We start from the raw sequence: 19,860 nt of genomic DNA, 5'->3' as shown, positions 1-19,860 counted from the left end.
AATCTTGATTTCATATGAAACCGGGCTTCTTTTGGACATTACAAAAACTCCCATCATGGTAGAAGTAGAGTTTTGTTTTTTCTACTGTCTACTGTGATGGGAGCATATCATACCAAAGGTTGGCTTTTTTTTCATGTGTTTTGTAAAGAAAGCTGGATATTCATTGGGATATTCTATAAAATGGAGATATATTTTAAAACTGTGTTTCACTAAATGAAACTAAAGGCGGTGTATGAATGACTTACAATATTATTGGTCTTGATCATATTCAGCTTGCAGCACGAGAAGGTTGTGAAGTGGAAGCACGTCATTTTTTCAATAAAGTACTGGGCTGGACGGAGATTCCTAAACCTGAAATTCTGAGAAAACGGGGTGGTGTATGGTTCGAGTGTGGCAGACACCAAGTGCATATTGGGGTACAAAAAGATTTTATTCCCGCTACAAAAGCTCATCCGGCATTTCATGTACAACATTTGGATCAGTTACGTGATCATCTCATTCATAACCAAATTCATATTGTAGATGACGAAGCAAGAGCAGATGAAGGTGTAAGACGTTTCTATATAAATGATCCTTTTGGCAATCGCCTTGAGTTTTTAGAGTTGGTTTAAAATCATTCGTTTAAATCGTTTAATTTTGATGTAGACACTTTTTTGCAGCATTGAACATTTTTGCATCAGTTCTGAATAGGGTTGTAAAAAGCAGAGGTTTTCTTTATGGTGAACTCAGCTGTAATGAAATGTGAAATGTTAACGATACGCTGAGGAGGAAGATGATGAGCAATCAGCCTTATGAAATCGCCAGAGTTGATATTAGCGAAGCCGGAGAACGGTGCAAAATGCTTTTGGGGGATCTGAATGGGGATGGCAGACTTGAGATGTTGCTGGTGCAAGCCAATGGGGGCATAGACGATCGGTATGTCCCGCATCAGGTATGCTGCTTAACTGCGTTTGATCTGGAAGGGACATTACTATGGCAGGTGGGAACTCCTGATCCGAACGCAGGAGGTCCGGGCTCAGACTATCCCGCTCAGATCGCAGATTGGGATGGTGACGGCAATAATGAAGTATTGTGTGTCATGGACAAACAATTTCTTGTATTGGATGGCGGGACCGGTGAGATTAAAGAAACATGTGATCTGCCGGGTGATGAAGCACATGACTGCATTATACTCGCCAACCTGACTGGTAATCAGCAAAAAATGGACATTATCCTGAAAGACCGCTATAAGACGTTATGGGCATTGGACCATGATTTCAATTTATTATGGAAGCATGAAGGGAATCCAGGACATTTTCCATGGGTATACGATATCGATGGAGATGGTAAGGATGAAGTGATGGCTGGATATGACATGTTGGATCATGATGGGACGCTGTTATGGTCTTGTCAGAATCTTGATGACCATGCAGACTGTATATGGTTTGGCGACGTTGACGGTGATGGGGAAGTCGAGGTTGTGATTGGTGGCAGTGTCACGGTCATGATGAACCGCTACGGTAATGAGAAATGGCGTTATGAAGATTCGATTGAATCACAGCATATTGCACTGGGCTATTTTTGTACTGGGATGGAAGGTTTACAGGTTGCAGGGTTGGACCGAATTATTCGGGGTGACGAGAATGGTAAGGATGGAATGTTCATGTTGAATAACGCAGGTCAAGAAATATGGAAAGAAAATCGTATGACTCGTGGATGGTTAACGATTATTGAGCCTGTAAATAACTGGGATGAGAGTGGGCTCGATTATATTTTTGCCTATCGCCGAGGTGGAGATGTATTGCCTTCTTTGGTAGATGGAGATATGAAAACGATTACTGAATTCCCGGAAGAGGGATATGCGGTGCATGCAGACCTCGTTCAGACTGGGTTAGAACAGATCATCATCTATGATGCAAAGGAAGCAGTGATTTATTCTAGTACTCCGATGACATTATCACTTACCGATGCAAAAAGAGCCAAGCCACAGCTCAAAAGGCTGTATAGCTCGACTCTCTACCAGGGTGGGGAAGTTTAATGTCTAGTATTCACTCGTCTTTCTCCGATGCAGGCGGACCATTCTGCGGACTGGATTTGGACTGAAGCAAGGCGGCCAGGTCAGTGCCTGTTGTAACCGTTAAACGAGGTAGCTTCATGGGATGATCTCCTGGATGCACAAATCCGGACTTTACTGTAAAAGCCATGCGATATCCATGTTGCTGTAACTTGTAGATCATCTGTGTACTCGTATAACCAAAAGGATAGGCCAAATAAGGTGTGTCTATTCCGGTTTCCTTCATTTGCTGGATATCATCATCCAGAAGACTAGTGTCCAGACCGACAGGTACGCTGTTCCCACAGCGCATAAATCCCTTGTGATGCAGGTTATAGGTATGGCTGTTGAATTCAAATACGTCGGTTGCTGCCTGCATCTCTGGCTTGGAGATGAAACTGTTGATGGCGGGCTCCAATACCGAAGGTTTATCCTGAATTTTACTGCCTATGACAAACAGGGAGGCATGAAAATTATATTTCTGAAGCACGGGGTAAGCTAATGTATAATTGTTCTGGTATCCGTCATCAAAGGTAATTACAATAGACTTCTGTGGTAGGGATATCTTCCCGTTAACATATTGTTCAAGCTGATCCAGTGTAATCGTCGTGTAACCTGCGTCATGCAGGTATTTCATATTTTGCTCGAAATCCTCCAGATTAATGATGGATTTATTACTTGCCTCGTGATTGTTGAGCTTGGGTTCTATGTAATGATACATCAGTACAGGTACTTCTGTAGCGGTACCTTTTTCAACCTTGAAGGAAGAACGATCCAACGCAGATTGGCTGGAGAAATCAGTGTGTGACAGCTGGAACGCTTTGCGTTTGACTATATCCCAGGATGTACAAGCTTTGTGTGACATGGCATTACTAGGATGAGTTACGGCATAGGCATATAGTGTAATGGAACATATGAGCATGGCGAGTACAGCAAGCGTGATCTTTTTCCAATATTTCATGAGTCTTGGGTTCTCCTTTAAAGTGGTCAATAAGTTATATCATAGACGATAATTCTATACGGGAGGTTACAGTATTTTTTCCTGTATCAGGTTGACTTGTAGAAGAGAGCGTTAAGTTAGTTCGGACAGTATGAATTTTGCTGATTGAATAATAGGCACTTTGTTTAATTTCCCTTGTGTTTTGATATGCTGCGTGATACAATAAGTCTGTTATGTGGAATACGGCGGTCCTCTATGGATAATGAAGGAGACAAGGTGATCTCTGGAAGAAGTATGAACGCCTGTACGGAAGGAGGGAGTCATAGATGAATATCGTTCAAGCGATTACACAAGAACAACTTCGTAAGGATATTCCGAGTTTTCGTCCTGGTGACACTTTGAAAGTGCACGTTAAGGTAATCGAGGGAACTCGTGAGCGTATCCAATTGTTCGAAGGTGTTGTGATTAAACGCCGTGGTGGTGGAATCAGTGAGACTTTTACAGTTCGTAAAATTTCTTACGGTGTAGGTGTGGAAAGAGCTTTCCCGCTTCATTCCCCAAAAATCGATAGAATCGAAGTGGCTCGCCGTGGTAAAGTGCGTCGTGCGAAGCTTTATTATCTTCGTGAACTACGCGGTAAAGCAGCGAGAATTAAAGAAATTCGTTAATATAACGGATACCGGGAAGGGCTTGGAGACAAGCCCTTTTCGTTTTTGTCCGGGAAAAGTTGAACCGGAGGTACACTTCCGAGTAAAATGGTATGGCAACACATGCGGCGAATAGTCCGGGAGGCTTGTGAAATCAGTTATTGAAGTGCGTGTTCAAAAGACCGGTTTCAGTACCGACTTTTTGAACAACCTCTTGAAGGCATTTGAATTGTGGATTAAATGTACTGTAATGCTTGGTGTAAGATTACATAACTGATGTGAATATTTTGTATCTATCCAATGATTATGTGGAACGATGCAGATGCTGGATGTGTGTACTGCTATAAACATGTACTGTGAAGAGAGGAAGATCTTGAATGGAACAAGAAGTTCAACAGGACCGGGGCAATCCTGCCGAAGAGAAAGACAGCCGATCCAAAAAAGCTAAAAATGAGATTGTTGAATGGCTTAAAGCCATCGTTATCGCATTAGTTCTCGTCATTCTAATTCGGTGGTTGCTCTTCAAACCATTTGTTGTGGACGGACCGTCCATGCAGCCGAACTTTGAAACGGGTGAACGTGTGATCGTCAACGAAATCCTATATGATATCAGAGAACCGAAGCGCGGTGAAGTTATCGTCTTCCACGTACCATCCGAAGGTCGGGATTTCATCAAACGTGTTATTGCTGTAGAAGGTGATACGGTTGAGGTGCAGGATGATACCGTGATGGTTAACGGCAAGAAAGTCGATGAAACGTATATTCAAGGAGCCATTGATGCAGCGGAAGCGAATGGTGGAACATATAACGTGAAGGATTTCCCGAATGAGCAGTTCCCTGATGGCAAAGTGCCGGCAGGTCATGTGTTTGTCATGGGAGACAATCGTCCAAATAGTACCGACAGCCGTATGATTGGTTATGTTTCGTTAAAAGATATTATTGGTCGTGCAGATGTGATTTTCTGGCCGATCGGTGAAATTAAGTGGATTAACCATTAAAATCGAAGTAAATAATGAGGTGAAGACAAGTTGACGATACAATGGTTTCCAGGTCATATGACTCGAGCCAGACGCCAGATTCAGGATAAGTTAAAGCTCATCGACGTGGTCATCGAACTGTTGGATGCCCGTCTGCCTGTCTCCAGCCGTAATCCGATGATTGACGAAATATTGCTGGATAAACCCCGGATGATTTTGTTGAACAAATCGGATTTGGCAGATGCCAAAGTGACGCAAGAATGGATTGAATATTTCAAAAAAGAAGGAATTACTGCTTTTCCTGTAGATGCTTCAACAGGCACTAATGTTAAAGACATTCCGGTACAGGCGAAGCTTCTTCTTAAAGAAAAAATTGACCGTCAAATTGCCAAAGGGATTAATCCTCGTGCGGTTCGCGGGTTGATTGTGGGTATTCCCAATGTCGGTAAATCCACGTTGATTAACCGACTGGCTGGACGGAGTATTGCGTTAACAGGAGATCGTCCTGGTGTGACGAAGGGGCAACAGTGGATCAAGGTAGGCAAAGAAATGGAGCTATTGGATACTCCGGGTATCCTTTGGCCCAAGTTCGAAGATCAGAATGTAGGTTACCGTCTTGCCGTAACAGGTGCGATCAAAGAGGAAATCTTGAATGCTGAGGATATTGCCTTTTTTGGAATCAGTTACTTGATGCGTTACTACTGGGACGCCCTGGAAGAGAGATACGGACTTCAGGAGTTCTCCAAAGATGCAGATGATTCAGACAGTGTTATTGCGATTATGGAACAAGTCGGCCGTATACGCGGTTGTGTTGTAAGCGGTGGGCGCATTGATCTGGAGAAGGCATCGCGGGCATTTCTGCGAGAGCTGCGAGCAGGTAAAATGGGACGTTTCTCTATGGAAGCCCCCTACTAAAAATGGACTCTACACAATGAAGATATCTATCTTCATCTGTTCATTTTCTATAAACAAGTGCCGAAAGAAGCGGCCGTTACCGGATTACCGGGAACGGTCGTTTTTGCGTATAAAAACTTGGAATTGGAGCCGAATTTGCGTTCAAGACGATAAAAATGGAAGAGGATTGAAGAACAGTACGCTTAATGGAATTGGCTGACCTATATATCAGGTGCGTCAAAATCGTGCTATGATGAATGGTGGTGCAATTCAGATTAGACAAGGTCTGATATATTCAATTTAAACCATCAAATACCGATAAATGAAGACATCACTATCTTTATTGTTGTATACCTCAAGGGAAATATTTGCTGAGATACACCGATTGTACAGAACAAAGACTGCCGATCTACGTCTATATTATAAAAAAGTTGTAAGTGATACACATGCTGGAGAAGTGTGGGTAGAGGAGATGAGCGTTGTGGTTGAACATAATGAAGAGATCGGGTTGAATCTGCTGGATACCCCGGTTGGAACGAAGAAAAAGAAAGAAGCCAGTGAACCTCGAGACTTGTTGCTCTACGAGCGGGAGTATTGGGAGAGTGGATTTGAACGCATTGCTGGCATTGATGAGGTAGGACGGGGTTGTTTGTTTGGGGATGTAGTTGCTGCGGCAGTTATTTTGCCGAAGGATCTTATCCTGGAAGGCGTGAATGACTCCAAGAAATTAACGGAGAAAAAACGTGATGCATTATATGATGTCATTATGGAAAAGGCGCTCGCAGTGGGTATCGGGTACGCGGATGCAGAGACGATTGATCGGCTTAACATCAAGCAGGCTGCGAGACTCGCGATGAAACGTGCTGTTGAAGCATTGGGAGAAGTTCCTGATTATATGTTGGTAGATGCCGAGAAGGTCGATGTGAATGTTCCACAACTGTCCATTATTAAAGGTGATGCCAATAGTCAGTCGATTGCAGCAGCTTCTATTATTGCGAAGGTAACGCGAGATCGACTCTGTAAGGAAGAATGGGATACGTTATATCCGGAATATGGTCTGTCGATACATAAGGGATATGCAACAAAAGTTCATCGAGAGCAGATTATGGCGTTGGGAGCAACCCCAATGCATCGGCGCAGTTTTCTGGGCAATCTGCTTGGAGAGCAGCAGTCATTGTTTTAACACGGGTTTGAAGGAAGGAGGGGGAGAGATTTGAATATCGGTTCCATGATAAAGGGGTTAATGGGAGATAGTAAGCCCGGCAATGCCAAGCCGCTTGAATTAAAGGAAGGTCAGGTAGTTCGCGGTTCCGTGGTAAGTGTATCCGATGATGGTGGGGATGCGGTTCTGCAGATTCAAGGTGTGCAGGTGCGCGCCAAATTGGAGACTCCACTCCGTCCGGGTGAGACCACGTTGCTTCAAGTGCAGCCTCCAGGTGAAAATGGCATAACGGTAATGAAACCTATGGCGGGTACACTTGCTGAGCTGCCACAAGCTTCGCTGAACAACCTGCTTAAGGATGTAGGCTTGCCGGATACGAAAGGGAATCGTGAACTGTTACTTGCCATGCAGCGTAGCGGATTGCCGCTAACGAAGGATAATGTGGCTCTGGTCCAGAATATGATGACAGCCAAACCCGCACAGGTACCTGTGGAAGAATGGGTGCAGGCGACAGGAATTGCTTTTCAGCGTGGTCTTCCGGTTACGGCGGAAACGGTAAAAGGATTACATCAGACGGTGTTTGGCCCCCCTTTGCATCAGTTGTTAAGCGGGTTGGCTGATCAGTTGGAAACGATGCTGACACAAACAACAGGTAAACCAGTAGTGAATGGAGAACAATCTGCTGCGATGAAACCGGGTATTGTGGCTGGTGTACCTGTCATGCTGAATGGAGCACAGGCGGAAGAAGGATTGATTGCATCAAGCAATGGTCGTCAGGTATCTGGAGCAGGAACACCTGCTTTGTCAACGCAACAAGGACAAGCGGCATTGGCAGGATCTATTTCCATGACTGATAGTGGGGCAGAGGATGCAGGTACTGCGGTGAAAGGAAACATGCAGACTGGTGGAGGCACAGTAAATGCTGAAGCCGGGATGAAGGCCGTTACGAGTAACGTTGAAACGGCTGGCAAGGGGGCCACAGGTATTCCGTCTGGAACGGGAATACCTGGAGAGAGCCCGCGCGGAACTGACGCGGGCCAAGCTGGGAGCCGCCCGGGTACACCAGGGGCGGCTGCAGAATCTGTGGCTGGCCGCGTAAGTGCGGGCCAGCCTGAAGCAGGCGCGACCGGGCGGACTGACGGCCGCGCTGAAACGCCTGCTGCTGCAGGGACTCCGTCCGCAGCAGGCCAGGCGGCGCCAGCAGCGCCTACGGCAGCGCAGCTGGCGCCCAAGCTGCTGGCGCTGCTGGACGCCCTGCGCAGCGCGTCCACTGCCGCACCGGCACAGCCTGGTGCGGCAGTACAGGCCGCCCCTGCATCGCAGGGCGGCCAGGCGGCTGCGGCTGCCGGAGGCGTGCCGCAGCCGTTGCCAGCCGGCGCTGATGCGCCGCCGGCTGGCGGTAGTGCCGCAGCGCCTGCGGGAGCTGCGGCAGTGCCCGCGCCTGTCACCCACGAGGGAGACCCGTGGGTAGGGCGCGTGCTGAAGCTGCTCGGTGCGGAGCACGAGCAGCAGGCCGTTCACGGCGCGGCTGCGCAGCCGCGCGTGGGAGATGCGGCGAGTCCGGCGAATGCTGACACGCTGAAGGGCTTGCTGCTGCAACTTGCCAGCAGCGACGGTGCGCCGGCGGCACTCAAGGATGCCGCCGGACAAGCGGTGCAATATCTGACGGGTCAGCAGTTATTGTTAACGACCGATCGCAGTGCTACGTTTGCACAGATGCACTGGTTTATTCCAATCACCGGACCGGACGGGGAAGAAACAGCTTCCGTTCAGATTCAGTCACGCCGGGGTCAACGCGGGGAGCTGGATGCATCCAATTGCCGTCTGTGGTTTGATCTCGACATGAAAAGTCTCGGACCTACGCTGGTTGATGTACATGTGGTTAACAACATTGTCAGTCTGCGTGTCTTGAATGATCGCGAAGGGATGGGGCCGCTTCTGGAAAGTGGCCGAGAGGTCATCCATCAGGCTCTAGACAAGTTGGGGTACCAATTGCTCACCTTCAAGGCGGAGCCGTGGCCAGTGGGCCAGGTACCTGGCGCGGAACGTAAAATGTCAGCCTCGGACTATAGTCCTGAACGATACAAAGGGGTGGACTTGAAAGTATGAAAGATGAGTCGTCACAACCGGATCTGCTCTCCAAAAAAGCGGTTGCCCTAAAATATGTCCCTGGAGAGAGCGAAGCACCCGTTGTTGTAGCCAAAGGCCGCGGTAAAGTCGCAGAAGCCATTTTGGATAAAGCCAAAGAAAACGGAGTAGCTGTTCAAGAGGATGCAGCTCTTGTGGAAGTGCTCTCCAAGTTGGATCTGGATGAACAGATTCCGGCAGAACTGTATCAACTGGTAGCAGAGGTTCTAACGTATGTCTACCGTGCAGATCGACTGGCTTCGGGACGTGGGGAAGATGAGTCATGGTAGAACGTAGAGTGGGCCAGGCTCCTGGAATGAAGCTCACACGACAGCAGAAAGGTCGATTAGGTGAAGAGGCTGCCTGTCGTTGGCTGCGAGAGAATGATTATCGGATCATTAGACAGAACTGGCGTTGCCGTAGCGGTGAGATTGACATCATTGCTTCCCGTGAGGGCCTGATTGTCTTTGTAGAAGTAAGAAGCAGAAGTGGAGCCGCTCAGTACGGTACACCTCAGGAATCGATCGATATGCGTAAAATGCAGCAGGTACGTTCAACCGCGTCCGTGTATTTGCAAATGACGGGAGAGACGGATCATCAGATCCGTTTTGATGTAATCGCCGTGATGCTTAATCAAACAGGTGATGTTGTCTCAGTGGATCACATTATCAATGCTTTTTAAGGTTTACACTAAAAGATATTGCGCTAATAATGTTACGAAATGTATCTTTTCTAAGTTCCTGATATATTCTATATCTTTTCTCAAAGTACAAGTTTATTATGTCTTATCATAGACCCTTTTTTGTTTGATAACAGTCAATAACTAAAGCCACATTTCCTCTCTACACGGGAACTGTGGCTTTTTTTTTGATTCAACTTAAAGAAAAGACCAAACGAAGGAAAGTGCGACATAATAAAATCGTTTAATTTCAGAAATTATAGATACAAATTGTATCATTTGTAATAAAATAAGAACGTTGAAAAATTAAAGAGAGGTTGGTGGGATGTATGGAAGAGCTTCAGAACGCTTCGAACAACACAGTAAAAAGAGTATGGGAGTGTCCTCGGATGGAGGTACTGGATATCAGTCAAACCATGAATGGTGGGCAGGGCATCTGGCAATATGTTTGGGACGGAGAATTCTGGAAGCTTGAGCTTTTAGTCAGTTAAAAGAGGTTAATGAGGAACGTTAGATTCATAAAATATATAGTGAGGTGTAGTGAGAAGATGCATACTAGTATCAAATGGATGATTCGACTAAGTGCACTATCTTTAATTTTCATTTTATGTGGAATGATGTATTCCGGAGTTTCTTATGCAGCTGATCCGTCTACCCAGGCAAGAATATCGGGTAAAGTTATTGATCTTGAGGGGTTTCCTATCGAGGATGCAACAATCAAGTATACTCTTAGATATCAAGGGGAAGAGACTGAAAAAAGTGTGAAGACAGATGGCACTGGAAGTTACTCCATACTTGAGTCTGTCCTGGATTATACGGAAATTAGTTTTATAATTGAAGCAGAGGGCTATGTGACACACAGGCACCGTAATACCTACTATTTATCAGAAGGGGAACAGGTCCTTGTTAATTTCGAGCTATATGAACCTTCTACAATTATAGGGACTGTAACGGATCAGACAGGGAAGCCGGTTCCAGATGCTCTGGTGAAAGTAACAGGGGCCTTGGATCGTCCAGTTAGGACAGACCAGCAAGGGCGGTATGCCGTTACTGGACTTGATTACGACTACAATCCAAACATAGCAATCTGGGCAGATTCTGCCGATTATATGCTTTATGAACAGGATCGCTTAGATGTTCGAGCGGGGGCAACCCTGGTAGTAGATGTTGTTTTGACAGAAGCAGCACACGTGCGAGGAAAAGTTTTAGATGAGGCGGGCAATCCAATTAGTGGAGCTAAAGTGAATGCTGGAGGCTCGGCAACAACAGATGCTCAAGGAAACTATTTTATAAAGCGCGTTCCAACAGGTGCCAGAACAATAACGGGGGAAGCAGCAGGATATTTAAAATCGAGCCAGATTGTTACCCTCGTACAAGGAGATCATAATACGTTTAATATCGTACTTATGAAAGATGCGGACATAACACCTCCTGTAACCAAGTACAGATTAGTTCCTATTACAGATACTGTAAATGGGACGACATACGTCAAGGGATTTACATTCAGGCTCCAGGCAACGGACGAAGTCAAAGGTTCGGGCGTAAAAACAACTCAATATCGAATCAATGGGGGAGAATGGAAGAACTATGAAGGACCCGTCAAGTTTTATGCTCCGGATGTCAAGGTGGTAGAATATTACAGTACAGATGTTGCAGGTAACCAAGAGAAGTACAACAAAATGGACTTTGTTAAAGGTACATTTGAAGGAGTAGGTTCATATTGATTCAGTCTTTGACGTGATCGTGATATAGCAATGATGTAAGGATACTGGTTCATATAGACGGCTCCGACATGATGATCGCCCTTGGTGAATCAGGTATCGGAGTCGTTTTTCCTATATGCATACGACTGAAGGGGTATCAGCAATTATCCTGTCTTTGAATCTTCTGAACAGAAGAGTGTATAATCAAGAATGTAATCGTTGTGTCTTTTGATTTATTACCAACACATTGTACTAGGCCGCGAATCACTATTGCGGTTGCAAATTTATTTATAACCAGGGAGGTACGGCCGATGAGTAAAGCTACGAAAACAACGAATGAAGTCAGAAATGCGATTCAAAATCGTCGCACGGTGAAAAAATTCAAAAAAGAAGCTGTTCCTACACAGCAGATTATAGAGTTGCTGGATACGGCAGTCTGGGCTCCTAACCATAAATTGCGCGAACCATGGAGATTTTTGTTGTTTACCGGGAATGGGCGGGAGAAATTGGCCGAGGCTATTGATGCAGAAATGGGAGAAGACAACAAATTCTCAGCCAATATTTTGCAGGTTCCATCCGTTATGCTTGTTGTTCTGGAGGAAGATCCAAGACAGAATATATGGGACGAAGACTTCGCCGCGGTAAGTGCGTTGGTTCAGAACTTTATGCTTGCAGCCTGGAGTGAAGACATAGGAACGTTCTGGGTGACCAAACCATTTTTGTACGCTCCCAAATTCCGCAAATCTCTTGGAATAGAGGCGGGTGAGAAGATTGTAGGCATGATTTATATGGGATACCCCGATGTTATTCCTTCTGCCAAAGAACGTACACCAGCCAAGGACAAACTGACTCTTTTCGAATAATATAGTATGGTAAAACGCAGCTGCACAAGAGCTCTATATGTTTTAGGAAAATTTACGTACAAGTACCTTTCTTCACAGAAGAGAAGGGCTTGTACGTTTTTTGTCATGTTGGCGTGTCTATACTGTAGAATCTGCATGAGATATCTTTACATCCTTCTCGACTTTTCATCTGATGTCTCCAGGTTCGTAAGTATTTTCACTGCCTCTCGGCAAGCTGGACTGTTCCTCCTCCAGCTTCAAAATAAATTAAGATCCAGTTGTCGATACTGTATGGCTTCAGCCACATGAGCTGTCACGATTTCACCATCATGATCCAGATCGGCAATCGTCTGTGCCATCTTGATAATGCGATCATGTGCACGCATGCTCAGGTTTAACGTTTGCAGCGTTTGCTCTAACAGCTGCTCTGCCTCTTGAGGGAGTTGGATTGTACGCCGCAAAAGCGTGCCCGAAAGCTGGCTATTCCAACGGACCGAACTTTGAGCATAACGTGCAGCCTGAATCCGATGAGCGTGGATGACTTTTGCTTGCATTTCCGCAGAGGAAGGGGAAGCAGCAGACTTGCGCCACTCGCCTGGCGGAGGAACCTCAACCTGAAGGTCGATACGGTCCAGTAATGGTCCTGAAATCTTAGCTCGATACGCTGCAACACGAGCGGGACTGCATATGCAGCGCTGCTCCTCTGAATGAGCTGACAGATACCCGCAGGGACAGGGATTCATGGAACATGCCAGCATGAACTGGGCGGGGAAGGTGAATGCGGCCCGCGCCCGGCTAATCGTCACTGTGCGATCCTCTAATGGCTGTCTTAATACCTCCAGCACTTGGCGCTGGAACTCAGGTAATTCATCCAGAAAGAGTATGCCTCGGTGAGCAAGACTCACTTCACCCGGTTTCGGGATACCGCCGCCTCCAATCAGACCAGAGGTAGATATCGTGTGATGCGGGGAGCGAAAAGGTCTGTCTGCAATCAGGCCTTGTGGCGCTTCTTTCAACTTGCCTGCAGCACTTAATACTTTGGTTACTTCCAGCGCTTCATCTTCTGACAATGGGGGAAGGATGGTAGGCAATCGTTTGATTAACATCGTTTTACCCGTACCTGGTGGCCCAACGAGCAATATATTATGCATGCCAGCCGCAGCAATCATAAGCGCGCGTTTTACATGGTGCTGCCCGAGAACATCACTATAGTCATCCGTAAATAATGGAGTCTGTCTCGCCCTTTTATCCTGCATCCTCTGTGTCCTATCTGTTTTAGGAGCAGCGAGATGAGCATAATTTTTTAACACAATTGGTCCTGCATTTGCTGTAATTGGTATTCCAAACGGACTCGCAGATTGATCTGAATTTTCCGGCGCGATATCCTGTAAATGACGAACACCAAATACCTGAATACCTCGAATCAGAGACGCTTCCTCCACGTTATCCAAAGGAAGGAGAACGGACGTAAAGCCTTGTCGCTTGGCCAGATCAACCATGGATAAAATACCGGGCACTGATCTGATCGAACCGTCCAATGCCAGTTCGCCAACCACTAATGTCCGTTCGTGGGGAGGAAGCACAAGCTGGCCGCTTGTCATAAGTAATCCAATCGCAATGGCGAGATCAAAGGAAGATCCTTCCTTGCGCAGATCAGCGGGGGCCAGATTGATTGTGATCCGCTGTAAAGGATACTGATATCCGCAGTTTTTAATAGCTGCACGAACACGTTCTACAGCCTCACGAATAGCTGAATCCGGTAACCCGATGATAGACATAGTAGAACACATAGTCAGTATAAAGGGACTATAAACCTTATAAAAGCCTAGATTGGAATCTTAAATATACCTCATGGTATAATATCCCTATAAATATCAAGGAGATGAATACAATACGCGCAATTAAATTGGATGCAATAAAATTTCTTTTCATTCTTGGAGCCGCAGCATTAGCTATTTTGCTCTATAAGTACATCCCCAGTTTCAGTGTACTCAATCAAACAGCATGGAATGGTCTAGCCGATATGACTGAATCAATTTGGACAAACTGGATGGTCGATGCTGGATACTTTAAACCTGACTTCTCAAATACAGCCCCTTAGAGGGCTTTTTTATTTTGTGAGGACTCCTTAATTTTCAGTTGTCGTGATTCACGATTATCAGATTCGATTGTAACGATTCGTTACATCTGAAAATCCATATTTGGATTCTCACAGGTGAATTACCGTTGAGCTGAACGAACGGAATTTTCCGTTGGTTGTTGGTGCTTACTTAACTCATTTCTGTTACGGAAACAAGAAATAAAACTCAATCGCGATTCGTTAGTGAGTTTCGGTGAAACGCCGAATCTGAAAAACAATTCAACGGATGACCTCTTACACTTGTCGCTGAAAATCGGATGACTTTGTATGATCTGCTACTACTCTATATGGTTTACATTGCGTCAACCAGTTCAACCGCCAACTTTGTCGGGTCAACTTTCCTTCAACTTGAAGGAGACGTATTTCGATAGCTTCTCGATATGGTTTAACACGGCGTTAAACGGTTGTACAATGCGTACAACGCAAGTTCTCAATGAACGTCAGTCTTAAAATTGGACACAGCGTCCAACAGCCAAAGGGTGTATGTTTAACATACTACCTTCAGTTACCTTCAGCTTGAAGGAGACTGTGTTATAATATAGCTCATCACTACTGACATAAGGATTGAACAGAATGCGAGAAGAAGACAACTTGTTTGAACAGATCATGAAACTAAAACGTGTAAAGTTAGTGCAAGGTAAGTTTAAGCACAAACCCAAAAAGCCAAAAGTTGAATTGAGCGAGTTGGAAATCAGATATAATAAGTTAATTAATGAATCGGTTGATAGGAGCACATCACAGGAAAGAGTGATTCAGATAAGAAGAGAATTGAAAGAGATGCGAAAATTGAAGAAAAATCAAAAGTAGAGGGATCGTCATATTTGACGAAGGTCAAGCAGAGTCCAAAATTGGGCTAACGAACTCACTCCTCAAATTTGAGGAGCCAAATTCAAGGCTTTTTACATTATGTCAAAACCCTCATTTACCTTTAGCAGCCATCCACACAGCCGTAATCAACAGTACTACACTCGTAACAAGCACCACATAAACATACCTTAACTCCACTCCAAACCTCTCCATAACAAATCCTAGCAAGGCTAACGAGTCCCCAAATAATAGAACATATGATCCTTTTTTCATCTCGCAACTCCAATATATTACATCCATTGTAATGTTAGTCTGAATTATGTATGCTTAAGATAGTTGTTACCGTTCTGGTAACATATTTTATACATAGAAATGACTCCCCTAAGTGGAGGAGTCTAGTTGGCTTATCAAATTGGACAACAGGGGATGACACGATGAAGAGAGTAAAGATACGAACTATTATAATTAACAGTTTAATCGCAATTGCAGCTATTGCTATGTTCTATTTTAAAATAAAATACTTTACATGGTAAATACAAAAAAGACCCAATTAGGGTCTTTTTTTTTTAGTATGGAGGTTTTTTCATCTTGGATCGGTGCTCGGCTTCATTAATGATGGCATCCATATTTTCCATGATAACCTTCATAGTAATATCTTTAAATTGATTTTTAAATTCATCTCTATTTGTATCAATAGCCAGATCTTTGTTTCTGTTTTCAACTTTATAACCCGCATGACCTTTTCCGGTCATTAACCACTCTATGGATATGTCAAAGTATTCTGAAAAACCAATCATGAAAGAAGCTTCTGGTTCATCATGACCGTCTTCTATTGATTGGATATAGAGAGGAGGAAATTTTCTATGCGTTTCATAGTTTTTGTGTTTAATTATTCCAGTCATCTCATTTGAAAGTCTGTTTATAGACACACCGTACAACTCTCTAACTATTTTCATCCTCTCTCCGATAGTTTCATTAATCGTTTTTGAAACAGTTTCCCATTCTTTAATTGGTTCATGTAAAGTAAAATCCTTTAAAGATTCAAAGTATTCATCCATATTCATATCTGTTGCAGATATCGCAGTGTAAGACTCTGTAGCATCAATACTTGCCTGAAGAGCATTCATTAACTCAGTCACATTTAACTCTGAGTGCTTATTTTCCACAAACTCTCCATATCCTGCTTTAATCATCAATAGATTATAAGGATAATCATAAGCGGCAGCTAACTTTTTAAGTTGCTCTGGTGATGGCTTTATATGATTTTTAGAAGATGAATGTATACCATTCTCGAAATTACTTATTGATGGATAGCTTATTCCTGATTCTTCTCCAGCTTTTCTAACACTCCAACTTTTTGCAAGTCTTAATTCGCGAAGAAGTTCTCCTAACTCATTTTTAAATGAAGATGTTTCCATATATAAAAAACCTCCGTTAACACGTGTTATGAAATTGTTAACAAAACTCTTGACTTAAATAACCGTGATGATTTATATTACTATTATAAGCTGTTAGCAAGTTTATAACAAGTGTTAACACCTAGAGATTTAATACATAAATAACTATTATTCAACACGATTCGACATATTTCATCCATTTATACGACAAAATCCCCACTCTAAGGATCAGAGGAGGGACTATACTTACGCTATACGATTCAATACTGAAATAGTTTAAGTATTAGAAAGAAGCGGGGTCATCAATTTCCGTTACTTCAAACAAGTCGTCAATTTTCAAATTTAATGCTCGTGCAATAATGAATAAGTTTTCACTCTTATGTTGGACGCTTTTATCAAATCTATTGACTAGCGTTTGCGGTATATCAAATTCTTTAGAGAAACTATTTTGAGTGTATCCACGTTCAGTAAGAATCTTGTTTAACTGGGGTTTTACTATCAACAATGAATGAAACCTCCTCAATGGTAACTAAGTTGATTATATAAGGAGAAGAAAAAATAATCAATTAATAACTATTGACTAGTCGCTAGTGACTAATGTATAATAAGGTTATCAAGTAAAGCACCACACAAACAAAACGGAAGTCGGGGCACAGTGATAAGGGTAGAACCTTTGAAGCCGCTCATACCTTACGGGGTTAAAATGAGGGTGTCAAACTGAGTGCAGGTTTGGACTGGGTACAACTTCCAATATCGAAAAAGGAGACGAATACATAATGACACTCATGAACAAACCATCCACAACTTCACAAGTAGAGGAGCAAACTACAATGGCAACTGCTAGTAATATTTCTTGGACATTTGACCAACTATTGGCTGACTGCAAAGTAGGTAAGAAAGCCATTCAACTGATTGCTGATATAAAATCCATCTTGGTTACTGAAGATTTGCGCTACGAATTCATGATTCGAGTGCCATTCGACCCAACAGGATATGATGTGTTTTCACTTGTGCATAAGATGAGAGAAGAACAACTCAGCATCAATCCAATGTCAGATGAATCCTTCTTGGACATGTTCATGCTCAATCCACTTCAAGCACTCATCCAATACTTCAAGCATAGCATTACTCCTTATCACATTGACCGTATGAAACAATGGGGCATAGACATCAAAGATGTAATGGAATTGAAGAAAACGGATAATATGATTCACTTTGATCATGCAATGATGGAACTATATTGCAGATAGTCAATCATACATAAACACTGTACTGGAACGAGCAACATAGTATTGTAAAAATTCACGCAACAACGTTTGAATTGATCATATATATTGCTCTCTCTGTAAATACCATCTCCCCAGATGAAGAAAGAGCAATATATATGAATGATAGTATAGCATATTCGATCTTGCTATTAACCGCTATTTTAATTACAAATTGGAGGAAATTGAATGAGTTTAAATCATAAGTATTCATATAAGGCTTTTGTGGGCGCTGATAACAATACATACTCTTATGTAATTGCATCTCCTGATAATAAAACCGTATTAGCTTCAAGTCTCAATCCAAGCAATGCACCAAAGCTTTTATATGAAAGAAGACATTTGGCTAGTCTTTATGCATTGCTTGGATGCCTTAGTAAACTTCAATTACTAAACATTGAAGATGCACTTATTACCGTTGATAGTAAATTGAATTGTGATGCTTTAAACATGGATATTGATTACACTAGATTTTCGGTTAAGTACAAAAGTCTTATCCATCGAGTGAGACAAATGCTATTAGCATTAAACAACGTTGAGTTAACTTTCAACTACCACAACCCTATTAAATTCATTATAAAAAATAATGTCTCTTTTCATGATATCCAAAAGGGATGGGACAAGATCAAATCCATAAAAAATGATGATATCACGAATTTTATTTACCATGTTGATGTTAAATCAGCAAAGGATAAATATAAAATTCCAGCAATAGAAGCCACAGAGATTTATTGTTCTGGATATCATGGATATCTATCCTATATTGTGCAACACAAAGATGTGGGTAAAGTTGATCATGTTATTGAATTAACCGAGGAACAGAAAAATCATTCCAGTAAACCTCAATACCTTCAAATTGCTTCAGTTAATCTTGCATTAGATTATATAGAGAGTAAAAATCTTGCTAAGGTATGGCTGTATCTATCCGATATGGCGTTCATAAATCAATTAAAGAGTGTAGGTAAAATTGCACAACAGAGTAAGGTCGACATCTTGAATTTACATCAACGCTTGGAAAACTCCAATATTGAAATAATCTTCTTGGATAAAAAGGAGAATCTAGCGCGCTTGGCAATTAAAAAGTTAAGAGAGTATGAGCATTTTAAATCTATCTCAAATATTTAATGAAAGTGGTATTTCATTCCCACTTGTGGGTACGTACCAATGTGGTACTGGAACAATGCAACAGCGTACTGTAATGAGAAACATTGTATTCGAACAATTCACCTAACAACGATTAAAATAGTTTCCCCCTTTGAAGGGGAAAAGAGGAGTAGGGCTATGAACAAACTTTTAACACTACTTAACAATGTCCTCCTGTCCATTCTTGAACTTATGATTACTCGCATAACACCATCAATACACAACTTGACAGTACCAACTATGTTTACAAATTATCTAATTTCACTAGGTGAAAAATTGGAAATAGCAATCAACAAAGGAAGCGTTGAAAAGGAGGTCGAACATGGAAGAGCCTGAAGAGTATTACGAAGCACATGAGCGGATTAAGCAAGCGATGTACAAGTATGAACTTGAAAATTTAGATGTAGAATTCCTAGGTGGCACTGAATATGAATTGGAGCAAGGAAAGGTGATTATCAGGTATTTGAGGGACAGATACTATCTAGTAACTATCCGATACTATGATTGGATCTTTGAGTATGATGATCAAATTGACATATCAAGGTTTAGCATAGCTGACTTCAATGTGTTTTCTAAACTGATTGATCAACAAAATTTAAAATTGTAACTCGATTAAACCTAGTTTCAAGGGGGTGACGATTTGGCACCCCCCTACTAAGCAAGGAGTATGCAAATTGCATCCCCCTTTAGGAGTGTGAACAGATGGATGTAAACGAAATATACAAGCAGGACTATGACAACTTACCACCAGATGAAAAGGAAGCTTGGAAGTTTGATCATTATTTCCGTACACGCATAGCAATTGATAAATACTTTATCTTATATGGTTTAGATGTGGCTATGGTTGTTGCAATGATGGAGAGGGCAAAGGAATCTAACATTCGTTTTCAGACAATGATTGACTTGATTGATGCTAAAACGCTACCACCATACAGCCGAGAATTAAATGAGTTTGAATCTCTATTTGCAGATTTATTTGATATTGTATTGCGTCCCTTACCATCAGAAATAGAGTTAACCAAGAAAGAAAAAATTATTAAATTTCTAAAAATGATATTTTGGATAAAATAGGAGGGAACAACATGTTAAAAGTCAAATTCAATTG

The 19,860-nt window shown here is 42.8% G+C and carries 21 protein-coding genes; 17 read left to right on the top strand and 4 right to left on the bottom strand.

Going from position 1 to position 19,860, the window contains the following annotated elements:
- Positions 1 to 236: 236 nt before the first annotated feature.
- A complete protein-coding gene (locus WFI24_RS26760; RefSeq protein ID WP_336765002.1) occupies positions 237 to 611 on the top strand; it encodes a VOC family protein in 375 nt (124 codons plus the stop codon).
- Between the two features lie 164 nt (positions 612 to 775).
- Positions 776 to 2,017, top strand: a complete 1,242-nt coding sequence (locus tag WFI24_RS26755) for a hypothetical protein (protein WP_336765006.1) — start codon at positions 776 to 778, stop codon at positions 2,015 to 2,017.
- A gap of 10 nt (positions 2,018 to 2,027) precedes the next feature.
- Here WFI24_RS26755 and WFI24_RS26750 read toward each other — a convergent pair whose 3' ends face one another.
- On the bottom strand, positions 2,028 to 2,993 hold the full coding sequence (locus WFI24_RS26750) for a polysaccharide deacetylase family protein (protein ID WP_336765001.1): 966 nt from the start codon (positions 2,991 to 2,993) through the stop codon (positions 2,028 to 2,030).
- A gap of 305 nt (positions 2,994 to 3,298) precedes the next feature.
- On the opposite strand from WFI24_RS26750, the gene rplS reads away from it, so the two are divergent.
- From rplS to WFI24_RS26700, 10 genes are all read left to right on the top strand, one after another.
- Positions 3,299 to 3,640: a 50S ribosomal protein L19 gene (gene rplS / locus WFI24_RS26745; protein ID WP_024630190.1), complete on the top strand. Its 342-nt coding sequence runs from the start codon at positions 3,299 to 3,301 to the stop codon at positions 3,638 to 3,640.
- A gap of 356 nt (positions 3,641 to 3,996) precedes the next feature.
- Complete coding sequence (gene lepB, locus WFI24_RS26740; RefSeq protein WP_336765000.1) at positions 3,997 to 4,617, top strand: signal peptidase I; 621 nt, start codon at positions 3,997 to 3,999, stop codon at positions 4,615 to 4,617.
- Between the two features lie 30 nt (positions 4,618 to 4,647).
- Positions 4,648 to 5,511, top strand: coding sequence for a ribosome biogenesis GTPase YlqF (ylqF, locus tag WFI24_RS26735; RefSeq protein ID WP_036670353.1), 864 nt, complete (start codon positions 4,648 to 4,650; stop codon positions 5,509 to 5,511).
- A gap of 460 nt (positions 5,512 to 5,971) precedes the next feature.
- A complete protein-coding gene (locus tag WFI24_RS26730; protein WP_145318969.1) occupies positions 5,972 to 6,673 on the top strand; it encodes a ribonuclease HII in 702 nt (233 codons plus the stop codon).
- A gap of 30 nt (positions 6,674 to 6,703) precedes the next feature.
- Complete coding sequence (locus tag WFI24_RS26725; RefSeq protein ID WP_336764999.1) at positions 6,704 to 8,761, top strand: DNA ligase; 2,058 nt, start codon at positions 6,704 to 6,706, stop codon at positions 8,759 to 8,761.
- Complete coding sequence (locus tag WFI24_RS26720) at positions 8,758 to 9,069, top strand: EscU/YscU/HrcU family type III secretion system export apparatus switch protein (protein WP_336764998.1); 312 nt, start codon at positions 8,758 to 8,760, stop codon at positions 9,067 to 9,069. The genes WFI24_RS26725 and WFI24_RS26720 overlap by 4 nt, the downstream gene beginning before the upstream one ends.
- Positions 9,063 to 9,461 (top strand): YraN family protein, encoded by a 399-nt coding sequence (locus tag WFI24_RS26715; RefSeq protein ID WP_336764997.1) that lies wholly within the window; start codon positions 9,063 to 9,065, stop codon positions 9,459 to 9,461. The genes WFI24_RS26720 and WFI24_RS26715 overlap by 7 nt, the downstream gene beginning before the upstream one ends.
- Before the next feature lie 326 nt (positions 9,462 to 9,787).
- Positions 9,788 to 9,949 carry a paeninodin family lasso peptide gene (locus WFI24_RS26710; protein ID WP_336764996.1) on the top strand — a complete coding sequence of 54 codons (162 nt, stop codon included), beginning with the start codon at positions 9,788 to 9,790 and terminating at the stop codon, positions 9,947 to 9,949.
- 9 nt (positions 9,950 to 9,958) lie between these two features.
- Positions 9,959 to 11,182 (top strand): carboxypeptidase-like regulatory domain-containing protein, encoded by a 1,224-nt coding sequence (locus tag WFI24_RS26705; RefSeq protein ID WP_336764995.1) that lies wholly within the window; start codon positions 9,959 to 9,961, stop codon positions 11,180 to 11,182.
- A 290-nt stretch (positions 11,183 to 11,472) separates the two neighbouring features.
- Positions 11,473 to 12,024, top strand: a complete 552-nt coding sequence (locus tag WFI24_RS26700) for a nitroreductase family protein (RefSeq protein ID WP_336764994.1) — start codon at positions 11,473 to 11,475, stop codon at positions 12,022 to 12,024.
- A gap of 236 nt (positions 12,025 to 12,260) precedes the next feature.
- Here WFI24_RS26700 and WFI24_RS26695 read toward each other — a convergent pair whose 3' ends face one another.
- Complete coding sequence (locus WFI24_RS26695; protein WP_336764993.1) at positions 12,261 to 13,781, bottom strand: YifB family Mg chelatase-like AAA ATPase; 1,521 nt, start codon at positions 13,779 to 13,781, stop codon at positions 12,261 to 12,263.
- 935 nt (positions 13,782 to 14,716) lie between these two features.
- Between WFI24_RS26695 and WFI24_RS26690 the strand changes: the two genes are divergently transcribed.
- Entirely contained in the window at positions 14,717 to 14,950 is a 234-nt protein-coding gene (locus tag WFI24_RS26690; protein WP_336764992.1) for a hypothetical protein, read from the top strand.
- 566 nt (positions 14,951 to 15,516) lie between these two features.
- Here WFI24_RS26690 and WFI24_RS26685 read toward each other — a convergent pair.
- Both WFI24_RS26685 and WFI24_RS26680 read right to left on the bottom strand, forming a co-directional pair.
- Positions 15,517 to 16,368 carry a helix-turn-helix transcriptional regulator gene (locus WFI24_RS26685; protein WP_336764991.1) on the bottom strand — a complete coding sequence of 284 codons (852 nt, stop codon included), beginning with the start codon at positions 16,366 to 16,368 and terminating at the stop codon, positions 15,517 to 15,519.
- A 262-nt stretch (positions 16,369 to 16,630) separates the two neighbouring features.
- Positions 16,631 to 16,852, bottom strand: a complete 222-nt coding sequence (locus tag WFI24_RS26680; RefSeq protein WP_336764990.1) for a helix-turn-helix domain-containing protein — start codon at positions 16,850 to 16,852, stop codon at positions 16,631 to 16,633.
- Positions 16,853 to 17,123: 271 nt separating this feature from the next.
- Here WFI24_RS26680 and WFI24_RS26675 point away from each other — a divergent pair, with 271 nt between their 5' ends.
- From WFI24_RS26675 to WFI24_RS26660, 4 genes are all read left to right on the top strand, one after another.
- Complete coding sequence (locus WFI24_RS26675; protein WP_336764989.1) at positions 17,124 to 17,597, top strand: hypothetical protein; 474 nt, start codon at positions 17,124 to 17,126, stop codon at positions 17,595 to 17,597.
- Positions 17,598 to 17,801: 204 nt separating this feature from the next.
- The gene (locus WFI24_RS26670; protein ID WP_336764988.1) at positions 17,802 to 18,737 is read left to right on the top strand and encodes a hypothetical protein; all 936 of its coding nucleotides are present in this window, start codon (positions 17,802 to 17,804) and stop codon (positions 18,735 to 18,737) included.
- 340 nt (positions 18,738 to 19,077) lie between these two features.
- Positions 19,078 to 19,362 carry a hypothetical protein gene (locus WFI24_RS26665; RefSeq protein WP_336764987.1) on the top strand — a complete coding sequence of 95 codons (285 nt, stop codon included), beginning with the start codon at positions 19,078 to 19,080 and terminating at the stop codon, positions 19,360 to 19,362.
- A gap of 95 nt (positions 19,363 to 19,457) precedes the next feature.
- Positions 19,458 to 19,826: a hypothetical protein gene (locus tag WFI24_RS26660; protein WP_336764986.1), complete on the top strand. Its 369-nt coding sequence runs from the start codon at positions 19,458 to 19,460 to the stop codon at positions 19,824 to 19,826.
- The last annotated feature ends 34 nt before the right edge of the window (positions 19,827 to 19,860 follow it).

Origin of the sequence: Paenibacillus sp. USHLN196 (genome assembly GCF_037144955.1) — a bacterium.
In the GTDB taxonomy this organism is placed as follows: domain Bacteria; phylum Bacillota; class Bacilli; order Paenibacillales; family Paenibacillaceae; genus Paenibacillus; species Paenibacillus xylanexedens_C.
This window is presented reverse-complemented; position numbering and strand designations above follow the sequence as displayed.

Excerpts from the sequence above, each read along its gene's own strand:
- WFI24_RS26760 (WP_336765002.1), top strand. The coding sequence starts at position 237 with ATGACTTACAATATTATTGGTCTTGATCATATTCAGCTTGCAGCACGA.
- WFI24_RS26755 (WP_336765006.1), top strand. The coding sequence starts at position 776 with ATGAGCAATCAGCCTTATGAAATCGCCAGAGTTGATATTAGCGAAGCC.
- WFI24_RS26750 (WP_336765001.1), bottom strand. The coding sequence starts at position 2,993 with ATGAAATATTGGAAAAAGATCACGCTTGCTGTACTCGCCATGCTCATA.
- rplS (WP_024630190.1), top strand. The coding sequence starts at position 3,299 with ATGAATATCGTTCAAGCGATTACACAAGAACAACTTCGTAAGGATATT.
- lepB (WP_336765000.1), top strand. The coding sequence starts at position 3,997 with ATGGAACAAGAAGTTCAACAGGACCGGGGCAATCCTGCCGAAGAGAAA.
- WFI24_RS26720 (WP_336764998.1), top strand. The coding sequence starts at position 8,758 with ATGAAAGATGAGTCGTCACAACCGGATCTGCTCTCCAAAAAAGCGGTT.
- WFI24_RS26715 (WP_336764997.1), top strand. The coding sequence starts at position 9,063 with ATGGTAGAACGTAGAGTGGGCCAGGCTCCTGGAATGAAGCTCACACGA.
- WFI24_RS26710 (WP_336764996.1), top strand. The coding sequence starts at position 9,788 with ATGGAAGAGCTTCAGAACGCTTCGAACAACACAGTAAAAAGAGTATGG.
- WFI24_RS26705 (WP_336764995.1), top strand. The coding sequence starts at position 9,959 with ATGAGGAACGTTAGATTCATAAAATATATAGTGAGGTGTAGTGAGAAG.
- WFI24_RS26700 (WP_336764994.1), top strand. The coding sequence starts at position 11,473 with ATGAGTAAAGCTACGAAAACAACGAATGAAGTCAGAAATGCGATTCAA.
- WFI24_RS26695 (WP_336764993.1), bottom strand. The coding sequence starts at position 13,781 with ATGTCTATCATCGGGTTACCGGATTCAGCTATTCGTGAGGCTGTAGAA.
- WFI24_RS26690 (WP_336764992.1), top strand. The coding sequence starts at position 14,717 with ATGCGAGAAGAAGACAACTTGTTTGAACAGATCATGAAACTAAAACGT.
- WFI24_RS26685 (WP_336764991.1), bottom strand. The coding sequence starts at position 16,368 with ATGGAAACATCTTCATTTAAAAATGAGTTAGGAGAACTTCTTCGCGAA.
- WFI24_RS26675 (WP_336764989.1), top strand. The coding sequence starts at position 17,124 with ATGACACTCATGAACAAACCATCCACAACTTCACAAGTAGAGGAGCAA.
- WFI24_RS26670 (WP_336764988.1), top strand. The coding sequence starts at position 17,802 with ATGAGTTTAAATCATAAGTATTCATATAAGGCTTTTGTGGGCGCTGAT.
- WFI24_RS26665 (WP_336764987.1), top strand. The coding sequence starts at position 19,078 with ATGGAAGAGCCTGAAGAGTATTACGAAGCACATGAGCGGATTAAGCAA.
- WFI24_RS26660 (WP_336764986.1), top strand. The coding sequence starts at position 19,458 with ATGGATGTAAACGAAATATACAAGCAGGACTATGACAACTTACCACCA.